Below are 19,965 nucleotides of genomic sequence, written 5' to 3'. Positions count from 1 at the left end.
TTTAGATTGATTTTAAATTCCGCACAAATGTATAAAGCAATTTCAATTGTAAAAACCTTATTTATAATTATTTTAAATAAAAATAATATTGGGGCACCCAGATTTTTAGGTATCAAACATATAGACCATAAATTTTTATACCGCTAAAAATACATTTGATGTTTTCTTAACTGCTCTACATTAGTAATCCCTTATATTTGCAGCTTAAATTAAGGCTATGATAAAATTGATTATTACCGATATGGACGGAACCTTGTTGAACGATCAACATGAAATTCACCCCGATTTTTGGGAAATAGAAGAATTGCTTCATAAAAAAGGAGTTATGTTTTCGGTAGCTAGTGGACGTCAATTTTATAACCTGGAAAGCAAATTCGACAGAATAAAAGACCGAATGCTCTTTTTTGCTGAAAATGGAACCCACGTGGTTCATAAAGGAAAAGATCTTTATGTGAATTCCCTCGAAAAGTCTGCTGCTCTAGATTTTATTAGAAAAGGAAGAGAACTTCCTGAAACTTACCTGGTGCTTTGCGGAAAAAAATCTGCCTATATAGAAACTAAAGACGATAGCTTTTATAACGAAATAAATAAATTTTACAAAAAAATTGAAAAAGTTGAAGACCTCACTGAAGTAGATGACACTATTCTAAAAGTAACTTTATGTAACTTTAATGGTGTTGAAGAACACACCTACCCTCATTTTAAAGAACATGAAAACGAATATAAAGTGGCCATTGCAGCCCAGGTTTTTATAGATATTACCTCACTAACCGCAAATAAAGGAAACGCCATAAGTGGAATCCAAAAAGATTTGAATATATCACCCGAGGAAACCCTGGTTTTTGGTGATTATCTTAACGACCTGGAAATGATGCAAAACGCAAAATACAGCTACGCAATGAAAAACGCACATCCAGAAATTATTAATGCCAGTAAATACATAACTACTTACTCCAATAATGAAAATGGCGTTTTAAAAACCATAGAGGAGTTAGGTTTACTTAAAGAAGAATATGCTGTAAAACACTAAGCTTTAAAAGCAAACCTGGATTACATACCCCAGGCTTGTTTGAAAGTTTAAAACAATTTCCTGTGTAGATTTTAGGGTAATTTATTGTCATTTACCTCAATCCAATAGCCATCGGGGTCTTGAAAATAAATTTGTCGAACTCCGTCTGGTCTATCGGTAAAGGTGTTTTTTTCACCATCTCCATTTTCAAAAGCAATATTGTTAGCTTTTAGGAATTCCATAAATTTCGTGAGGTTTTGAGTATTAAATGCCGAGTGCACACCTTTATTTTTCTCTACAACAATATCACTCTCCACCAAATGTACCTGCACTTCATTACCTAACTTAAACCACTTTATGTGATCTCCAAGTCCGGCATTATCTATTTGCTCCAGCCCTAAAATATCTCTATAGAATGGCACTGAGACCTTTAAATCTTTCACTCTAATAGTATCATGATCCTTTTTAAGCTTATCAGGATTTTCAGGAGATGTAGCTGCAAATAATATGATTACAGCCGAACTTAGATTTTTCATTCTTATTTTTTTTTGAAAATAGTCATAAAGAACATCTTTCCAAAAAAAATCTTTAAAGTGCTACAGGATATTTAAAGTAATATAGAGTAAATTACCTCGTATAAGGCATTAATTAGAAATTTTTTTCGAGCCAAGCCTTGAGGCTACGACAACTATCGGGATAAATTTCAATTATCGAATAAATCATCTTGCGGATATTCTGGGAGTATTTAAGCTCCATTTTGGAGTAAAACCAAATAAGGCCAAATTCGTTGTAAACTTAATCCAAAACTCAGGTTAAACATTTAGTACCGATTTCAAAAAACCGTAACTTGGCTTTGCAATCCCAATAACCAACTATGCTATATATATTATATAATCCGAAGGATAGAGAGAAAATGGAAGAGGATATTTTTCCATTGTTGGAAAATACCGAAAAAGAAATTTTAAGTTATCCTGAAACAGATTTAAAGCTAGATGATAAAGCTACTATAGTTACCTATTTAAGCGATGAGCACTTAAGGGAGTTTTTACCAAAAGCAGCAGAACAAAACCTAAAAATTGCTATTTTACCGCATCCGGAAAACACCTATACCACTAAAGGTTTAGGTATTTCAAATGACCCCGAAAAAGTTATCGAGGAAATTTTAAATAATGAAGAGGTGCACAAACTGGATATGCTCTTCTGTAATGAAACACCCGTATTTCAATCGGTTAATATTGGCAATGTATTTATTTTTACCGAAGAACATCAAAATAACAATGTATTTCGGGAGGTTCTATCTTTTTATAGGAATATAAGACGTTTATCTTCTTTATCCCATAACTCTTATGAAATATCTTCTGAAGATGAGAAGGTAATACACACATCGGCATTAGGAATAGTTGTCGTAGAGCACGCTCTTAGCTCTGTAGTGGCCAGAAGGTTGGTTTCCGAGAGCTCTTTAAACGATGGCATGTTTAATGCACTTATTATTTCTCCTACGAATCTCGTACAGTTAATCTGGTTTTTATTACGCAGTTTAGTTCCCTTCGGAAGGCAGCTGGATAAAACACCCTCGTTTATAGGAAGAATAAAAATTAACAAACTTAGCATAAAAGATAAGTCTACTATTGAATTTACAGTAGATGGCGAAAAAGACCAGGCAGAACTCATAACTTTTCGGGTTGAGCCAGAATCATTGTGCTTAACCCAGTCCAGTAAGTATACCTCAGAGAAAGATGAAGTTAATCTTAAAAAAAGTATTAAGATAAATACCCTGCCAACCGGAGAAAAACGCGAAGAGTTGACCAAACGCAGCCTTCCTATCTACCCAAGGGCTACTACCGAGGAGTTTCAGGAATTATTTAAGGTATTACGAGAGAACTCAAAAACTACTTCTGTTTATGTAGTAATGATGATTTTATCTACCCTAATTGCAACATTTGGGCTTTTTGGAGACTCTTCTCCCGTAATAATTGGTGCAATGATCCTGGCTCCAATTATTTCCCCCATTGTTTCTTTTGCTATGGGTATGGTTAGGTATGACAAAAGGATGCTAAAACAAGGAGTCATTACTATTCTGATAGGAACAGGCGTTTCTTTATTATTTTCAGCCGGGGTAAGTTTAATTATACCAATTAAACTAATTACTTCTGAAATAGACGCCAGGCTTTCCCCTACTCTACTAGACATGGGAATTGCTGTCGCATCGGGAGTAGCTGCTGCCTATGCCCATGCCAAAGAAGGTATTGCAAAAAGTTTGGCAGGTGTTGCTATTGCCGTTGCCTTAGTACCTCCACTGGCGGTTGCCGGTATAGGAGTTGGCTGGTGGGACTGGCAGGTTTTCTCGGGAGCATTTTTACTATACCTAACCAACCTGGCCGGTATTATTATGTTTGCGGGAATCACCTTTCTGGTACTTGGGTTTGCTCCATTTAAAAGAGCTAAATTAGGTTTAATCTATACTTTAATCTTAATTGGAATGGTAATGATCCCCCTATCACTTTCTTTTAACCGAATTCAAAAGGAAGCAAATATTACCAGAAGTTTAGAAGGTGCAACCCTTAACGAACTTGTTATTAGAAATGTAAAAGTAAGATTTAGCACGCCACTTAATATTTCACTTACGCTTGTAAGCTCAGATAATCTAAAAGGGGATGAAATAAGGGAAATTAAAAAGAAAATAGAAGAAGATATTGGCGAACCTATTAGACTGGAAGTCATCCCGGCAAGAAGATTTGAATAATAATTGGTAAACGCCTAAGGCAAAAAATTATTAATTGATCTTATAAGAAATGCCTAATAGTGAATTAAAAAATTAAAAGCATTGAAATTTAACATCCTATCTAATTTGCGTTAAGCTTCTGTAAAAAACCAGAATTAATCATCTATATTTTTTGAATCACAATTACGTATTTATAGATTGCGAACTATTCTAAAACTATAAACAACAATTATGATTAAGTCAAAGAAAATTGCAGGTTTATTATTTGCTTTTGCCCTTTTTAGTACAGCAAGTGTTTTTGCTCAAACCCAGCAATTACCGCAACAACAGCAGCAAGCTGTAGAAGTAGATGTTAGCGACGAAGAGCTTTCTAAATTTGCCGATGCTTACCAAAGAATTAGGATGGTAAACCAAAAAGCACAACAACAAATGGCAAAAAAGGTTGAAGACAGCGGGTTTGATATAAAACGTTTTAATGAAATTCACCAGGCTTCTTTAGACCCAAATACCGAAGGTGATGCCACCGCCGAAGAAAAAAAGAAGCATAAAGCTGTAATAGCGGAAATTGAAAGCATGCAAGGTAAGTTCCAAAAAGAGATGGAAGGAGCTATTGAAGAACAGGGGCTTGAAGTAGCTCGGTATGAAAAGATAGCTATAGCGCTTCAAACCGATACTGAATTACAACAAAGACTACAAAAGTTAATGCAAGGATAATTTCTAATAATATTAGAATTAAGCAAAAAAGGCTGCCTTTACCGGGCAGCCTTTTTTTATGTTTATTTTATAATCTCTTTTTTGGCATAAGCCTATAAGCTTGGTATATTTTAGTTAGATTTTAAAGAAATTAAATTTGATACTTTGGTCTAAAACTTATGTTATAATAATAATTTCAATTTTAATAAGCCTATTAAATTGGAATAATCTCTATGCGCAGAATAAAATGAAACAAAAAGATACTTTAAAATTTGAAAATAAGATAGTACCCGATGAAATTTGGAGGGAAACCTACATTGCACTTTCACATTACCCCGAATTAAAAAACACTCCTATTGAATTCAAATTTAAAAAAGAGATTCAAAAGTCTTTTATGCAGGCACAACCAAAAATTTCAGGATTATTAAAGAACAAAAAAAAACGATCCTACTTTGTATTGATTAGTGAACAAATAGAGATTGAAGACGTGGTTTTTGATGTAAAAAATGTACCTTCAGAAGTCTTAATTGGTTGGATTGGCCACGAATTAGGACATATTATGGACTATCGGGATCGTAGCGCAATAAATATGCTTTGGTTTGGTATTAAATACCTGACTTCAAAAAAATATATACAGGAAGCCGAAAGGGCCGCAGACACCTATGCGGTAAACCACGGCCTTGGGAAGTATATTATCGCAACAAAAGATTTTATCTTAAACCATACCCACCTTGCAGATACTTACAAAGCCCGAATAAAAAGACTTTATCTCTCACAGGAAGAAATCATGGCACTTATTGATGAAATAGATGAAGATTAAAGGCTCTTCTCCTTTACAAATTTCTCAAACCTGGCAAACTTCTCTTCATCCATTACCTTTTCCATTTTTACCTGTCCGCCTTTTTTCTTATTGGCAGCACTCCACTCGGGAAATATATCGGGATCAACCTTTGTAACCTTTACCCCTTTTAAAGCCTTAGAACGGGCTACCTTATAATTCTTATTGGCATTTTTTAAAGATTCATCTAAAGCTTTTTCCAAATTGTTTTCTTCAATATTGGCTTCGGTTCCTAGGTACCAATGGTGATAAAACTCACCGTTAATTCTAACCGCTGCCAGGGTAAATTCCGGGATTCTTATATCGAATTTATTTTCCAGCTCCTTTACGGCATCGTTCATTTTATTCACCGAAAGCTGAGAACCTACTACATTTAAAAAGAATTTTGTTCTCCCGGTTATACGGATTTCTTTTCGTTTTACATCGGTGAATTTTATAGTATCCCCAATTAAATACCTCCAGGCTCCGGAAACAGTACTAATTAATAATACATAATCTTTCTCTTCTTCAACCTCTTCTATAGAAATCACCGGTGCATGGTCTACTATAGAACCATCCTGATTGATATATTCGGCTTTAAATGGCACAAACTCAAAATAAATTCCGTTGTCCAAAATAAGCTTCATGGCGTTGGTCTCTGGCCTTGCCTGTACCGCTAAAAAACCTTCTGAGGCCAAATAAGTATCAATTACAGTAATGGGGCGGGCCAGTAAAGCATTAAAGCTTTTTTCATAAGGCTCAAAGGCAACACCACCCGAAGCATATACCTGTAAGTTTGGCCAAATATCATGAATAGTATCCAGGTTATTATATTCAATAACCTTTTTCATCATTAATTCTAACCAGGAAGGAATTCCGCTTAAAGCTCCTATATCCCAATTTTTAGCATTTTCGGCTATTTTTTGTACCCGCTCGTCCCATTCTTCAATTTTAGAAATTTCTTCACCGGGTTTATAATACCCCCTAAACCAAAAAGGAATATTACTGGCACTAATTCCACTAATTTCTCCTTCTTCATGATCGCCTTCCTTTTCCAGATCTGTAGAACTACCCAGCATCATAATCTCCTTTTCAAAAAAATCTGGTGGAAGGTCAAAATTACTTAAAGCACTCACCTGCTTAATACCCGCTTTTCTAATAGATTCCAACATTTCATCGGTCACAGGGATACGTTTGCTGGATTTTCCGGTAGTTCCAGAACTAACCGCGAAATACGGTGGTCTTCCAGGCCAGGTAACATCATTTTCACCTTCATGAAGTTTATACCACCACTCTGCATTCAACTTATTATAATCAAAATAAGGAACTCGCTCTGCAAAAGCTTTTTTAATATCCTCGGTTTTTAATAAATTTTCAAAATCGTAGTGCTTCCCAAACTGAGTATCTTTCGCTTTTTTAAGTAATTTAACAAGCACCTCCTGCTGTGCCTCTTCCGCTTCCGGCTCAGAAACAATTGTATCGCGAAGATCTATAAGACTTTTTATTATGGAACCTACTATAGGCATAGTTATGGATTTTTATCAGTGTTAATTTTCAGATATGGAAGATAAAAAAAACCAAAATCAAGACTATTAATGTCTTAACAATTATCAAGATTTTAACCTTTTGCAATTTTGAGCTTTCCGAACTTGTTTATATCTCAGTATTCTCCATATGGCGGGGACAGTAGGACTTTAGGCGAAAAAATTTTTCAATATTGATTCTAGTTTTTTAAATTCATAGTTTTTAATTACTACTGTTTCAAATTTTTATTTGGCCTTACAAGCTGAAGAAAATAATTCTATATATTCAAATCAACCTATTAAAATTTTAGTTTCATTTGTACAGCATTTTAAAGCCTAAAAATCTTATTACTTTATATCAATATATGAGTACACCCAAAGTCTCCTTAGGTTCTCTATAAAAATTGAATTTATGATTACCTTACAACGAATATTAAATTGATATTATAAATAAGGTAATAATAAAATCACTTCCTTAAGAAGGGATTATTAAAATGAAAGCACCCCAAACCAACCAACTAAAAACTAAAGCGTTATGAGTACCATTATACTGGTAGATGACCAACCTATAGCAAATTTTATAACAAGAAAACTCTTAGAGATTGAAGGATTTAATAAAAATGTTTTAGATTTCACAAACCCCGAAAAAGCATTGGCCTATCTAAGAGGAAAACAAAATGTACTAATTTTTTTAGATTTAAATATGCCAGAAATGAATGGGTGGGAGTTTCTGGACCATCTAAAATCTAAAGCACAAAGACATAAAATAATTATTCTTACCTCAAGTACCAGCGCAATAGATAAAAACAAGGCTAAGGAATATGATTCGGTAATAAAATATATTGAAAAACCCCTGAACAAAAATAAATTTACCGAACTACAACCATTACTGGAGTCTTTATAAATGAATATTCAACCTAATCACAAATCGCTTTTAAAACTTGCTCACGCCAAAATGCATTTTGGAAAATACAAAGGATATTATTTAAGCGATATTCCCGAATATTATTTGGTTTGGTATCGTCAAAAAGGCTTTCCTGAAGGAAAGCTTGGAAAGCAAATGAGTGAAGTCTTTGAACTTAAACTTAACGGAATGGAGCAATTACTTAGGAATATTAGAAGAAAATTTCCAAAACCTTAAATTTTCCATAGTTATTTAGCTACTTTTTACTTTAAAAATATTAGGTTTAAAATTATCGGCTTTTCTATTCTTCTTTGTAATTTAGCGCCCTGAATAAAACAACGCAACAAACACTTCAAAGATGGCCGAAACCAAGTATATTTTTGTCACCGGCGGCGTTTCTTCTTCTCTTGGAAAAGGGATTATAGCAGCTTCACTGGCAAAATTATTACAAGCACGCGGATTTAGAACCACGATTCAGAAACTCGACCCTTATATTAACGTAGATCCCGGTACACTTAACCCGTACGAACATGGCGAATGCTATGTTACCGAAGACGGTGCAGAAACAGATCTTGACCTTGGTCATTACGAACGTTTTTTAAATGTAAATACTTCCCAGGCAAACAATGTTACTACCGGGCGTATTTACCAAAGTGTTATAGAAAAAGAACGACGCGGAGAATTTTTAGGAAAAACCGTACAGGTGGTTCCACATATTACCAATGAGATAAAAGACCGCATCCAAATTTTGGGGCAAAATGGAGATTACGATATTGTAATTACTGAAATTGGAGGTACAGTAGGCGATATTGAGTCTTTACCTTATATTGAAGCCGTGCGCCAATTAAAATGGGAATTAGGAGATGAAAATGCTCTAATTATCCATCTCACCCTGGTGCCTTACCTTGCTGCTGCCGGAGAGCTTAAAACCAAACCAACGCAGCACAGTGTAAAAACTTTAATGGAAAGCGGACTTAAAGCAGACATTTTGGTTTGCAGAACCGAACACGAACTTTCTGATGATATTCGGCGAAAACTGGCTATTTTCTGTAATGTAAGACAGGAAGCAGTTATTCAAAGTATTGATGCGGCTACTATTTATGATGTTCCTAATTTAATGTTGAAAGAAGGCCTGGATACCGTAACATTAAAGAAATTACATTTACCAGATGATGTTGCACCTAATTTAGATAGGTGGAACCAGTTTTTGCAAAGACATAAAAATCCTAAAGCCGAAATTACCATTGGTTTAATTGGCAAATATGTAGAGCTTCAGGATTCCTATAAATCTATTTTGGAAGCATTTATTCACGCAGGTGCAGAAAATGAAGTCAAAGTAAATATTGAAAGCATACATTCAGAATTTATCAATGAAAATACCATAGATCACAAATTTGCCAACTTAGATGGAATTTTGGTTGCTCCCGGTTTTGGAGAGCGTGGTATAGAAGGTAAAATTGATGCTGTAAAGTATGCGCGGGAACACAAATTACCATTTTTAGGTATTTGCCTGGGAATGCAAATGGCAGTAATTGAATTTGCCAGAAACGTGTTAAAGTTAAAAACTGCCAATTCTGCCGAAATGGACCCCAGTACAAAACATCCGGTAATAGATCTCATGGAAGAGCAAAAAGAAGTGACTCATAAAGGAGGAACTATGCGACTTGGTGCCTGGGATTGCCTACTTACCGAAGGCTCAAAAATACAACAAGCTTACGGTAAAACCGAAATTAAAGAAAGGCATCGCCATCGTTATGAATATAACAACAAATACAAGGAAGAGCTGGAAAAATCAGGGATGCTTAGTACCGGAATTAATCCCGAAACAGGCCTTGTAGAAGTTATAGAATTAAAGGATCACCCCTGGTTTGTAGGTGTACAATATCATCCCGAATACAAAAGTACAGTTGCAACACCGCACCCTTTATTTATAGCATTTATTAAGGCAGCTTACGATTTTTCAAAAAATAGAAAGAATGCCAGTCTGGCATAAAACAAATAATGGCCGACTTATTGACCAAAAGCAAGTTATAGTTTAGAAAAGCATGGAAGAAAAGAAATTTGATGTTCAATCCTTAATTGGATTTATACTTATTGGTGGAATATTAATTTGGATGTTATATACCAATAGTGCTTCAGAGGAAGTAATAGATCCGCAGCAGGAAACGGAACAGGTTGAAACGCCCGAAACCAAAAACTCCAATCAGGTACCAGAACAACAACAGCAAGAATTACAAAGTTCCAATACAGATTCTACCGCACTTGCACAGGCGCGTGAACGCTTAGGTGCTTTTGGCTATTCGGCAAGCCTTCCATCGGCTACAGAAAATACCACTACAGTTTCTAATGATGTTTTAGAACTTAAAATTGATAATAAAGGTGGTTATATTTCAGAAGCAAGGTTAACCAATTACAAAACCTTCGATTCTATCCCGGTATATTTAATTAAGGATGGAAATGCCTCCTTCAACATTAATTTCACCACTACCGATGGAAGAACATTAGACACCGAAAACCTTTATTTTGAACCTGAAGTAACCGAAAGTGGAGATAATAAAATTATCTCTATGAAGCTTAAGGTTTCAGAAAACGAATTTCTGGAATATAGATATGTTTTAAAGCCTGGCGAATACATGTTGGACTTCAGCATAAGGTCACAGGGCTTAAACGGCGTTTTAAACAGTTCTCGTGATATTAACATGAACTGGCAGCTAAAAGGTTACCGCCACGCAAAAAGTATTTCATACGAAAATCGCTACACCGACCTAATTTACGAATATGATGATGGAAACGATGATTATTTAGGTAGCGGTAAATTTGAAGAGCAGGAAGATGAGAACATTACCTATGTAGCTTTTAAACAACACTTCTTTTCTTCAATCTTATTAACAGACACGCCTTTTAGTCGTGGAAAATTTGTTTCTAAAAACCTTGTAGAAGACGAAGAGATAGACACGGTTTATACCAAAGATTTTGCGGCACAATTACCTTTAGAATTAAAAGGCGGGGAACTTAATTATAATATGAATTGGTATTACGGGCCAACAGATTATAAGATCTTAAACGATTACGACCGTAACCTGGATGAAGTTGTACCCTTAGGCTGGGGTATCTTTGGATGGATTAATAAATATGTATTTATACCGTTTTTTGCTTTTTTAAGCGGAGTTTTACCAAGCTACGGTATCGCCATTATTGTTATGACCATTGTAGTGAGAATTGTACTCTCTCCTGTTACTTATAAATCTTATCTATCCCAGGCTAAAATGAAGGTTTTACGTCCTGAAATTAATGAGATTAACGAAAAGTATAAGGACAATGCAATGAAAAAACAACAGGAAACTATGAAGTTGTATAGTAAAGCAGGAGCCAGCCCAATGAGCGGTTGTTTACCGGCTTTAATGCAAATTCCGGTTTTCTATGCCTTGTTCCAGTTCTTCCCGAGTGCATTCCAGTTAAGACAAAAAGGATTTTTATGGGCAGACGATTTATCAAGCTATGATACTATAGCTGAGTTACCGTTTAATATACCATTTTACGGGGATCATGTAAGTTTATTCCCAATATTAGCATCTATTGCCATCTTTATTTATATGATGATGACTACTGGACAGAGTATGCAACAGGCCCAACAGCCGGGAATGCCCAATATGAAGTTTATTATGTACCTGTCTCCTCTAATGATGTTGTTCTTCTTTAACAACTATGCCAGTGGACTTTCATTGTACTACTTTACCTCTAACCTTATTACCATAGGTATTATGTTGGTGATTAAGTATGTAATTATTGATGAAGATAAGATTCACGCAAAAATCCAGGAGAACAAGAAAAAACCTAAAAAACAAGGTAAATTTGCCAGGAAAATGCAGGAAATGATGGAGCAGGCAGAACAACAAAAAAAGCAACAACAGAAAAAGAAATAAGCAAAAAAGCTTAAACACAAAACTCCGGTTTAAAATATTTTAAACCGGAGTTTTTTATTGGTAACGCCAAAAGGTTAATACCCCGAGGCTTGCCTCGAAATTAAAAATTGTTTTTCAACAAATGCCTCGTGGGCTTGGCCCGAGGTAGTTTACTACGCCATACTGAACTCGTTTCAGAATCTATTAAGCTGGAAAAATTAAGTCATTTCAAATCCTAAAATGAATTTAGGATGAGGGTAAATTGAAAAGCTTTTTAAAAACCTCTATTAATTCTTATCTCCTAGTAAGGGCACAAATCTAAACTGTCCAAACTCTGTTTTATCAAATTCTGTTGGAGATTTTCTTATAAAAAGCGTCATCGTTTGTACATCTTCTCCCACCGGAATCACCATTCTGCCCCCAACCTTCAATTGCCCAAGAAGGTCATTGGGTACAAAAGGAGCACCCGCAGTTACTATAATTTTATCAAAAGGTGCATATTCCGGCATTCCTTTGTAGCCGTCTCCAAAACTTAGGTGTTTAGGACGATAACCTATTTTATTTAAGAACATTTTTGTTTTCCTGTATAGCTCACGTTGACGTTCTATACTATAAACCCTGGCCCCCAACTCACACAAAACAGCGGTTTGATAACCACTTCCTGTTCCAATCTCCAAAACCTTCTCACCCTTTTCAATTTGTAATTTTTCAGTTTGAAATGCAACCGTATAAGGTTGTGAGATAGTTTGGTCTGCAGCAATAGGAAAAGCCTTGTCCTGGTATGCGTGATCTTCAAAACTACTATCCATAAACAAGTGTCTGGGTATTTTCCCAATGGCACCTAAAACCGCTTTATCGGTAATCCCCTTCTTCTTAACGATTTTCACCAATTGCTGCCTCTTTCCTTTATGTCTAAAATTGTCCTGAATCACTTAATTTCTCGTTTAACGTGCAAAAGTACTCAATAGAAGTCAAAGTTACCAATTGAAATCGGGAGAGATTCACCGCCTTATTGCTAACCTATTTGCTATCAAAATACTATTTTTGTGAAAAATGCTAAAAAATATGTTGAAAGTTGGCGTACTTGGTGCGGGACACCTTGGCAAAATACATCTAAAATTACTCAATCAATCTAAAAAGTATGAACTGGTAGGTTTCTATGATGCCAGCTCAGAAAACGCTAAAAAGATCACAGCGGAATTTGGTTATAAAAAATTTGATACCATAGAAGACCTCATCGCAGCAGTAGATGTAGTAGATGTTGTTACTCCTACCCTTTCCCATTTTGAAGTAGCTAAAAAAACCATTACAATAGGGAAGCACCTTTTTATAGAGAAACCCATCACCAATACCTTTGCCGAAGCCGAAGAACTTATTGCATTAGCAAAAAAACATGGTGTAAAAGGCCAGGTTGGGCATGTAGAGCGTTTTAACCCGGCGTTTAGGGCCGTAGCTTCAAAAATTGACAACCCTATGTTTATTGAAGCCCACCGCCTTGCAGAATTTAACCCTCGCGGAACAGATGTTCCCGTGGTTCTGGATTTAATGATCCATGATATTGATGCGGTTCTAAGCGTGGTAAAATCTAAAGTAAAAAACATTAATGCCAGCGGGGTTTCAGTAATTAGCGATACCCCCGATATTGCCAATGCCAGGATAGAATTTGAAAACGGTTGCGTAGCCAATTTAACCGCCAGCCGAATTTCAATGAAAAATATGCGTAAATCAAGGTTTTTTCAGCGAGACGCTTATATTTCGGTTGACTTTCTGGAAAAGAAATGCGAAATTGTAAAAATGAAGGATGCCCCGGAAACACCTGATGATTATGCTATGATCTTACAAAATGCCGAAGGCGTAAAAAAACAAATCTATTTTGATAATCCTGAGGTTTCCCCAAACAACGCCATATTAGACGAGTTAGAAACCTTTGCCGATGCTATACATAATAATACTACCCCGGTAGTAACTCTAGAACAGGCTGCCGAAGCCCTTCGGGTTGCCAATGGAGTAATTGAAAGTTTTAGCAAGTAAATTAGTTCGTGGCAAGCCAAGCAGGCATGAAATGCAAAGTTTTTTGATTTCGAGGCAAGCGTCGGAGTTCCGATAACTATTGGAATAAACCCGAATTATCGAGTAAATTTTTAGTTGCTTAAAATAAACTACAATTCATATAAAACCACACAAAATGAAGAATATTGCAGTAATAGGAGCAGGCACTATGGGTAATGGAATAGCCCATACCTTTGCCCAATTTGGCTATATGGTAAAGCTTATAGACATTTCTGAAGAAAACCTAAATAAAGGAATGAAAACTATTTCGGGGAATTTAGACCGAATGGTTTCTAAAGAAAAAATAAGCGAAGCCACCAAAGAAGCAACGCTTAACAACATCACTACATTCACTGATATTGCTGAAGGTGTAAAAGAAATAGATCTTGTTGTAGAGGCTGCTACAGAAAATGAGGGCCTTAAACTTAAAATCTTTAAACAATTAGACGAAAACTGTTCGGCGAAAACAATTTTAGCGAGTAATACTTCTTCAATTTCTATCACAAAAATCGCATCGGTAGTTTCCAACCCGGAACGTGTTATTGGAATGCACTTTATGAATCCGGTCCCTATTATGAAATTGGTTGAAATTATTCGCGGTTACAATACCAGCGACCAGGTTACTAAAAGCATCATGGAGCTTTCTGAAAGCTTAAATAAAGTTCCTGTTGAAGCAAACGATTATCCGGGTTTTGTGGCCAACCGTATTTTAATGCCAATGATAAACGAAGCTATTGAAACTTTTTACAATAATGTTGCCGGAGTTAAAGAAATTGATACCGTAATGAAACTAGGTATGGCACACCCCATGGGACCACTTCAACTAGCCGATTTTATTGGCCTGGATGTTTGCCATTCTATCCTGGAAGTAATGTATGATGGCTTTAAAAATCCAAAATATGCACCCTGCCCTTTATTAACCAATATGGTAATGGCAGGAAAGCTTGGCGTAAAATCGGGAGAAGGCTTTTATGATTATTCTGAAAGCAAAAAAGCCGAAAAAGTTTCTTCACAATTTAGCTAAGTGCTAATATTTCTTGAGGAAATAATTATAAAATAAAGCAACCAATTAATGGGGTTTTCTATTAATTTTTAATCGTCAAGCTAAAACAGGCCCACCAGACCGGATGGGTAGGTTAGCTTGACGAATTTAGATTTTATTTAAGCCCCATTAAATAAGCAGAATTTCAATATTTACTTTTGACCAAAATACTTCCATTTAGAGCAGTTAGACCGCAACGGGCAAAAGCCGGACTTGTAGCTACAAAATCTTTTGAAGATTATACCGAAGCTGAAATAAGGGCTATCTTACAGTATAATCCCTATTCTTTTTTACACATTTTAAATCCGGGTTATAAATTCCAGCACGAGATTACCGGTGGACAGCGATTTGAAATGGTAAAAAATCGTTATTTAGAGTTTAAAGAAGAAAATTCATTTATAAAAGATGAAAAACCGGCCTATTATCTTTATAAAATAGTAAGCAGGGAAAGTAGTTGCTGCGGAATTATTGCTGCCGCCAGTGCTGAAGATTATCAAAATAACCTTATTAAAAAACACGAAGAAACCATTGCCCACCGAGAGACAATGTTCAAAGATTACCTTAAAGTGGTAGGCTTTAATACCGAACCGGTACTCTTAACCTATAAGGACAACACCAGGATAGATGAAGTAATTAACAAGGTTATGAAAACTCGTGCCGAATATGAATTTGCCACTGCCAACCGGGAAATTCATTATTTATGGAAAATTGATGAGGAAAATTTAGTAGCGCAAATTAAAGAAGAGTTTGATAAAATGCCCCATCTGTATATTGCCGATGGGCATCATAGAAGCGCCTCTTCCTACTTGCTGGCCCAGGAGTCCAAAAAGGCCAATGAGAACCATACGGGAAAAGAAGCTTACAACTATTTTATGAGCTATCTAATTTCAGAAAGCAATTTAAAGATTCATGAGTTTAGTAGGTTAATAACAGATTTAAACGGGCATACCAAAGAAGAGTTCCTTATTGAGTTAGATCAATATTTCCGAATTGAAAATCACGGTATGGAAGTTTATAAACCCATGCAAAAACATCATTTTAATATGTATTTAGATGGGGAATTTTATTCCCTTTATTTGCGCAAAACAAACTATGAATTTGATAATTCCTTAAGTAAATTAGACCCTTACATTCTGTATAAAAAAGTGCTTCAGCCAATTTTAGGAATCCAGGATTTAAGAAATGATAAGCGTATTTCTTATATTCACGGTAAAAATGATCTTATAGAAATTAAAACCCGTATAGATAAAGGAGAGTTTGCCGTAGGTTTTGGAATGCTTCCGTTAAGTATAGAAGAAATTAAAGAAACCGCAGATGAAGGTTTAACTATGCCACCAAAAAGCACTTATATTGAACCCAAATTATTAAACGGATTAACCATTTACGAGTTTGAAATCAACAAAAAATAGTTGCATGAACATTTCAGATAACATAAAAAAGTTTCAGGAAGATTTACCCGAAGATGTAAAGCTTATTGCTATCTCAAAAACCAAGCCCGTAGACGATATTTTAGAAGCTTATGAAGCGGGCCAAAGAGATTTTGGTGAGAATAAGATTCAGGAAATGACAGAAAAATGGGAAAAACTTCCTAAAGATATTAAATGGCATATGGTGGGGCATGTGCAGCGAAACAAAGTAAAATACATGGCGCCCTATGTGGCTTTAATCCACGCAGTAGATAGTTTAAAATTATTGAAAGAAATTCATAAAGAAGCCGACAAAAATGGTCGGTGCATAGATTGCCTGTTGCAAATTAAAATTGCAGAAGAGGATACCAAATATGGAATTTCGGCTGAAAAAGCTAAAGAGATTTTAGATTCAGATGAATTTAAAAAACTAGATTATGTAAAAGTAAAAGGACTCATGGGAATGGCTACTTTTACAGATGATGAGGCACAGGTAAAAAAAGAGTTCGATCACCTCAAATCGGTTTTTAAAGATTTTAAGGAACGCTATACAGATATGAAAATACTTTCCATGGGGATGAGCGGCGATTACCAAATTGCCATAAATTCAGGAAGCAATATGGTGCGCATAGGAAGCCATATTTTTGGAGCTAGAAATTAATTAAAACAGAAGCATATTTTTTGTACGCAGTTGTAGACATAGAAACTACCGGAGGTAAATATAACGAAGAAGGAATTACCGAAATTGCTATTTATAAGTTTGATGGTTTAAAAATAGTAGACCAGTTTATAAGCCTTGTTAATCCTGAAAAAGCCATTCAGCCTTTTGTGGTTAACCTCACTGGTATAAACAACGATATGCTTCGCAATGCCCCAAAATTTTATGAGGTTGCTAAACGCATTGTAGAAATAACCGAAGATTGTGTTTTAGTAGCACATAATTCAAAATTTGACTATCGTATACTTCGTACCGAATTTAAAAGATTAGGTTTTAATTTTGAAAGAAAGTCGCTTTGTACGGTTGAACTTTCCAAAAAGCTTATTCCGGGTCAGGAGTCCTACAGCCTGGGGAAACTGGTTAGGGCCTTGGGAATTCCATTAAGCGACCGGCATAGAGCTAGCGGAGATGCCCAGGCTACGGTAAAGCTTTTCAAAATGTTATTAGACAAAGACGTAGAGAAAAACATTTTAAAAGACGCTGTAAAGTTAGAACCTAAAAGGCAGGTAGATACGCGACTGGTTTACATTTTGGAAGACTTACCCGGCATCACAGGTATTTATTACTTTCATAACGCCGAAGGTGATATTATATATATTGGGAAAAGTAAAAACATCAAAAAAAGGGTTACCCAGCATTTTACCAGCGAACATCGCAAAGCAAGGCAAATGCAAAACGAAGTTACTTCGGTAAGCTATGAAGCTACAGGGAACGAACTCGCCGCACTTTTAAAGGAAAACCGGGAGATAAAACAAAACAAGCCTAAATATAACAAAGCGCTAAAAAAGAATATCTTTAGTCACGCACTTTATCATTCTACCAATGAAAATGGATATATAAACCTATATATAGCAAGGGCGGGAAAAAAGAATAGTATTACCAGCTTTTCTTCATTAAAGAGGGCTAAAAATGTCCTGGAAAAGTGGGTAGATGAATATGAGCTTTGTCGCCGTCTTTGCCATCTGGAAAAAGGTACTGGAAATTGTTTTAACTATAGTATAGAAAAATGCAAAGGTTCCTGCATTGAAGAAGAATCTTTTGAAACTTATAATCAAAGAGTTAAGCTCCTCATAGACCAGCACTCATACAAGAATCAAAATATGCTTGTTATAGATCGTGGGCGCGAAGTAGATGAAAAAAGCGTTCTATTGGTTGAAGATGGTGAATTTAAGGGAATTGGCTATTTTAACCTGAATCATCAAATTAACAATATAGATATTGTGAGGTCTATAATTACTCCCATGAAAAACGACCGGGACTCCCAGCACATTATCCAAAGCTATTTGCGCCGAAATTCCAGGTTAAAAATAGTTCCACTAAACCCATTGGCTAAATAACCTCCAAATTAGTGACTGGCTTGACTAATTTATTTAAATTTGAATAATTACTAAATCACTAAGTTTTTGCCAAAAATAGAACCAAAATCAGGCTGGAAAGCAAAGCTTCACGAAATTATCTATGAAGCCGACACCCCGGCCGGAAAGTTTTTTGATGTAGCCTTACTTGTTGTAATTGCCATAAGTATAGTGCTTGTAATGCTAGAAAGTGTAGACTCCCTTAACACAAAATACTACTGGCATTTCTATATAGCTGAGTGGATTATCACCTTTATTTTTAGTGTAGAATATATTCTTAGGATAATCTCTATAAAAAAACCAAAACACTATATTTTTAGTTTCTACGGCATTGTAGATTTACTCTCAACGCTACCAACCTATCTCGCCTTTCTTTTTGGAGGCCACAATTTACTTTTTGCTGTTAGAGCTTTAAGGTTACTTAGAATATTTAGGGTACTAAAAGTTACCAGGTATATAGGTGAATCTAACCGACTTTTACTGGCGCTGCGTAATAGCAGGCCCAAAATTATTGTTTTTTTATTTGCTGTACTTATAATCTGTATTATAATGGGTACGGTAATGCATTTAGTTGAAGGTGAAGAAGGCGGTTTTGATAATATACCCCTTAGCATTTATTGGGCTATTGTAACCCTTACTACAGTGGGTTTTGGAGATATTCATCCTATAACCCCCCTGGGTCGTTTTATAGCATCATTTATAATGATAGTAGGTTATGGCATTATTGCAGTTCCTACAGGAATCGTAACTTCAGAAATTACCCGTTCGCAAAGAGGTAAAATCCCTAAAAACACCCAGGCTTGCCCACATTGTAATGAAACTAAACACTTAGACAATGCCGAGTTTTGCCATAACTGCGGAAAGCCACTTAATGAACACTAATTATCTTTTAAATATTGTAGGTCCCACAGCCATTGGTAAGACCTCTTTGGCCATAGAACTGGCAAATAGGTTTGCTACTGAAATAATTTCAGCAGATTCCAGGCAGTTTTATAAAGAAATGACCATTGGTACAGCCGTTCCTTCGAAAGAGGAATTAGAAGCAGCTAAGCATCATTTTATTCAGCATATCTCTATTCAAGACACTTATAATGTAGGAGATTTTGAGACTGAAGCCCTTGAAAAGTTAGATGAATTATTTAAGGAGCGAAATATCGTAATTATGGTGGGAGGTAGTGGCCTTTACACTAAAAGTGTTTTAGAAGGCTTAGATTATTTTCCCGAGGTTTCTTCAGAAATTAGAAAAGATTTGAACCTAAAATTTGAAAAAGAAGGCCTCACTCCTTTACAAAATAAACTACAGGAACTGGATCCAGATTATTTTAAAATTGTAGATATAGAAAATCCTCATCGCCTAATTAGGGCACTGGAAGTTTGTATAAGTAGCCAAAAACCTTATTCCTCATACCTAAACCAACCTAAGAAAACCCGTAATTTTACCGCAATAAGCATAGGACTTGATGCCGACCGTAATATCATCTACGACCGCATAAACAAACGGGTAGATATTATGATAAAAGAAGGTTTAATAGAAGAAGCTAAAAACCTATTCCCAAAACGTGAATTAAACGCTCTAAATACGGTTGGCTATAAAGAACTTTTTGCTTATTTAGAAGGAAACCAATCTCTGGAAACTGCAATTTCAGAGATTAAAAAGAACACCCGTAGATTTGCAAAAAGACAATTAACCTGGTTTAAAAAAGACAAGGAAACCAATTGGTTTAATTATAAAACACCTGTTGAAACCATTCAAAACTTTATTGAATCTAAGATAAATACTTAAAAGGCCCTATAGGTAGTATACTACAGTAGAGGCCATTTATTG

The 19,965-nt window shown here is 35.5% G+C and carries 18 protein-coding genes; 15 read left to right on the top strand and 3 right to left on the bottom strand.

Annotated features, from left to right (window positions below; genetic code table 11):
- Nucleotides 1–217 precede the first annotated feature (217 nt).
- Nucleotides 218–1,030 (top strand): Cof-type HAD-IIB family hydrolase, encoded by an 813-nt coding sequence (locus tag GUB10_RS07200; protein ID WP_193710760.1) that lies wholly within the window; start codon nucleotides 218–220, stop codon nucleotides 1,028–1,030.
- A 71-nt stretch (nucleotides 1,031–1,101) separates the two neighbouring features.
- On the opposite strand, the gene GUB10_RS07195 is transcribed toward GUB10_RS07200, so the two are convergent.
- Nucleotides 1,102–1,545: a VOC family protein gene (locus GUB10_RS07195; RefSeq protein WP_193710759.1), complete on the bottom strand. Its 444-nt coding sequence runs from the start codon at nucleotides 1,543–1,545 to the stop codon at nucleotides 1,102–1,104.
- Between the two features lie 338 nt (nucleotides 1,546–1,883).
- Here GUB10_RS07195 and GUB10_RS07190 point away from each other — a divergent pair, with 338 nt between their 5' ends.
- From GUB10_RS07190 to GUB10_RS07180, 3 genes are all read left to right on the top strand, one after another.
- A complete protein-coding gene (locus GUB10_RS07190; RefSeq protein WP_193710758.1) occupies nucleotides 1,884–3,752 on the top strand; it encodes a TIGR00341 family protein in 1,869 nt (622 codons plus the stop codon).
- Between the two features lie 210 nt (nucleotides 3,753–3,962).
- A complete protein-coding gene (locus tag GUB10_RS07185; protein ID WP_193710757.1) occupies nucleotides 3,963–4,445 on the top strand; it encodes a DUF4168 domain-containing protein in 483 nt (160 codons plus the stop codon).
- A gap of 226 nt (nucleotides 4,446–4,671) precedes the next feature.
- A complete protein-coding gene (locus GUB10_RS07180; protein WP_193710756.1) occupies nucleotides 4,672–5,244 on the top strand; it encodes a hypothetical protein in 573 nt (190 codons plus the stop codon).
- Here the strand turns inward: GUB10_RS07180 and GUB10_RS07175 are convergent.
- Nucleotides 5,241–6,767 (bottom strand): GH3 auxin-responsive promoter family protein, encoded by a 1,527-nt coding sequence (locus GUB10_RS07175; protein ID WP_193710755.1) that lies wholly within the window; start codon nucleotides 6,765–6,767, stop codon nucleotides 5,241–5,243. The genes GUB10_RS07180 and GUB10_RS07175 overlap by 4 nt on opposite strands.
- Before the next feature lie 532 nt (nucleotides 6,768–7,299).
- Between GUB10_RS07175 and GUB10_RS07170 the strand changes: the two genes are divergently transcribed.
- The 4 genes from GUB10_RS07170 to yidC all read left to right on the top strand — a co-directional run bounded on the left by GUB10_RS07170 (nucleotide 7,300) and on the right by yidC (nucleotide 11,591).
- Nucleotides 7,300–7,668 (top strand): response regulator, encoded by a 369-nt coding sequence (locus GUB10_RS07170; RefSeq protein ID WP_193710754.1) that lies wholly within the window; start codon nucleotides 7,300–7,302, stop codon nucleotides 7,666–7,668.
- A complete protein-coding gene (locus GUB10_RS07165) occupies nucleotides 7,669–7,905 on the top strand; it encodes a DUF3820 family protein (protein ID WP_193710753.1) in 237 nt (78 codons plus the stop codon).
- Nucleotides 7,906–8,026: 121 nt separating this feature from the next.
- Complete coding sequence (locus tag GUB10_RS07160) at nucleotides 8,027–9,661, top strand: CTP synthase (protein WP_193710752.1); 1,635 nt, start codon at nucleotides 8,027–8,029, stop codon at nucleotides 9,659–9,661.
- 52 nt (nucleotides 9,662–9,713) lie between these two features.
- On the top strand, nucleotides 9,714–11,591 hold the full coding sequence (gene yidC / locus GUB10_RS07155; protein ID WP_193710751.1) for a membrane protein insertase YidC: 1,878 nt from the start codon (nucleotides 9,714–9,716) through the stop codon (nucleotides 11,589–11,591).
- A gap of 266 nt (nucleotides 11,592–11,857) precedes the next feature.
- Here yidC and GUB10_RS07150 read toward each other — a convergent pair whose 3' ends face one another.
- Nucleotides 11,858–12,499, bottom strand: coding sequence for a protein-L-isoaspartate(D-aspartate) O-methyltransferase (locus tag GUB10_RS07150; RefSeq protein ID WP_193710900.1), 642 nt, complete (start codon nucleotides 12,497–12,499; stop codon nucleotides 11,858–11,860).
- 136 nt (nucleotides 12,500–12,635) lie between these two features.
- Between GUB10_RS07150 and GUB10_RS07145 the strand changes: the two genes are divergently transcribed.
- From GUB10_RS07145 to miaA, 7 genes are all read left to right on the top strand, one after another.
- The gene (locus GUB10_RS07145) at nucleotides 12,636–13,601 is read left to right on the top strand and encodes a Gfo/Idh/MocA family protein (protein ID WP_193710750.1); all 966 of its coding nucleotides are present in this window, start codon (nucleotides 12,636–12,638) and stop codon (nucleotides 13,599–13,601) included.
- A 154-nt stretch (nucleotides 13,602–13,755) separates the two neighbouring features.
- Entirely contained in the window at nucleotides 13,756–14,643 is an 888-nt protein-coding gene (locus tag GUB10_RS07140; protein ID WP_193710749.1) for a 3-hydroxyacyl-CoA dehydrogenase family protein, read from the top strand.
- A 176-nt stretch (nucleotides 14,644–14,819) separates the two neighbouring features.
- Nucleotides 14,820–16,070, top strand: coding sequence for a DUF1015 domain-containing protein (locus tag GUB10_RS07135; protein ID WP_193710748.1), 1,251 nt, complete (start codon nucleotides 14,820–14,822; stop codon nucleotides 16,068–16,070).
- A gap of 4 nt (nucleotides 16,071–16,074) precedes the next feature.
- Nucleotides 16,075–16,728 carry a YggS family pyridoxal phosphate-dependent enzyme gene (locus tag GUB10_RS07130; protein WP_193710747.1) on the top strand — a complete coding sequence of 218 codons (654 nt, stop codon included), beginning with the start codon at nucleotides 16,075–16,077 and terminating at the stop codon, nucleotides 16,726–16,728.
- Between the two features lie 20 nt (nucleotides 16,729–16,748).
- Nucleotides 16,749–18,122 carry an exonuclease domain-containing protein gene (locus GUB10_RS07125; protein ID WP_193710746.1) on the top strand — a complete coding sequence of 458 codons (1,374 nt, stop codon included), beginning with the start codon at nucleotides 16,749–16,751 and terminating at the stop codon, nucleotides 18,120–18,122.
- Between the two features lie 66 nt (nucleotides 18,123–18,188).
- Complete coding sequence (locus GUB10_RS07120; RefSeq protein WP_193710745.1) at nucleotides 18,189–19,022, top strand: ion transporter; 834 nt, start codon at nucleotides 18,189–18,191, stop codon at nucleotides 19,020–19,022.
- Entirely contained in the window at nucleotides 19,012–19,923 is a 912-nt protein-coding gene (gene miaA / locus GUB10_RS07115) for a tRNA (adenosine(37)-N6)-dimethylallyltransferase MiaA (protein ID WP_193710744.1), read from the top strand. The genes GUB10_RS07120 and miaA overlap by 11 nt, the downstream gene beginning before the upstream one ends.
- The last annotated feature ends 42 nt before the right edge of the window (nucleotides 19,924–19,965 follow it).

Source organism: Salegentibacter sp. BLCTC, assembly GCF_015143665.1.
GTDB classification, from domain to species: domain Bacteria; phylum Bacteroidota; class Bacteroidia; order Flavobacteriales; family Flavobacteriaceae; genus Salegentibacter; species Salegentibacter maritimus.
This window is presented reverse-complemented; position numbering and strand designations above follow the sequence as displayed.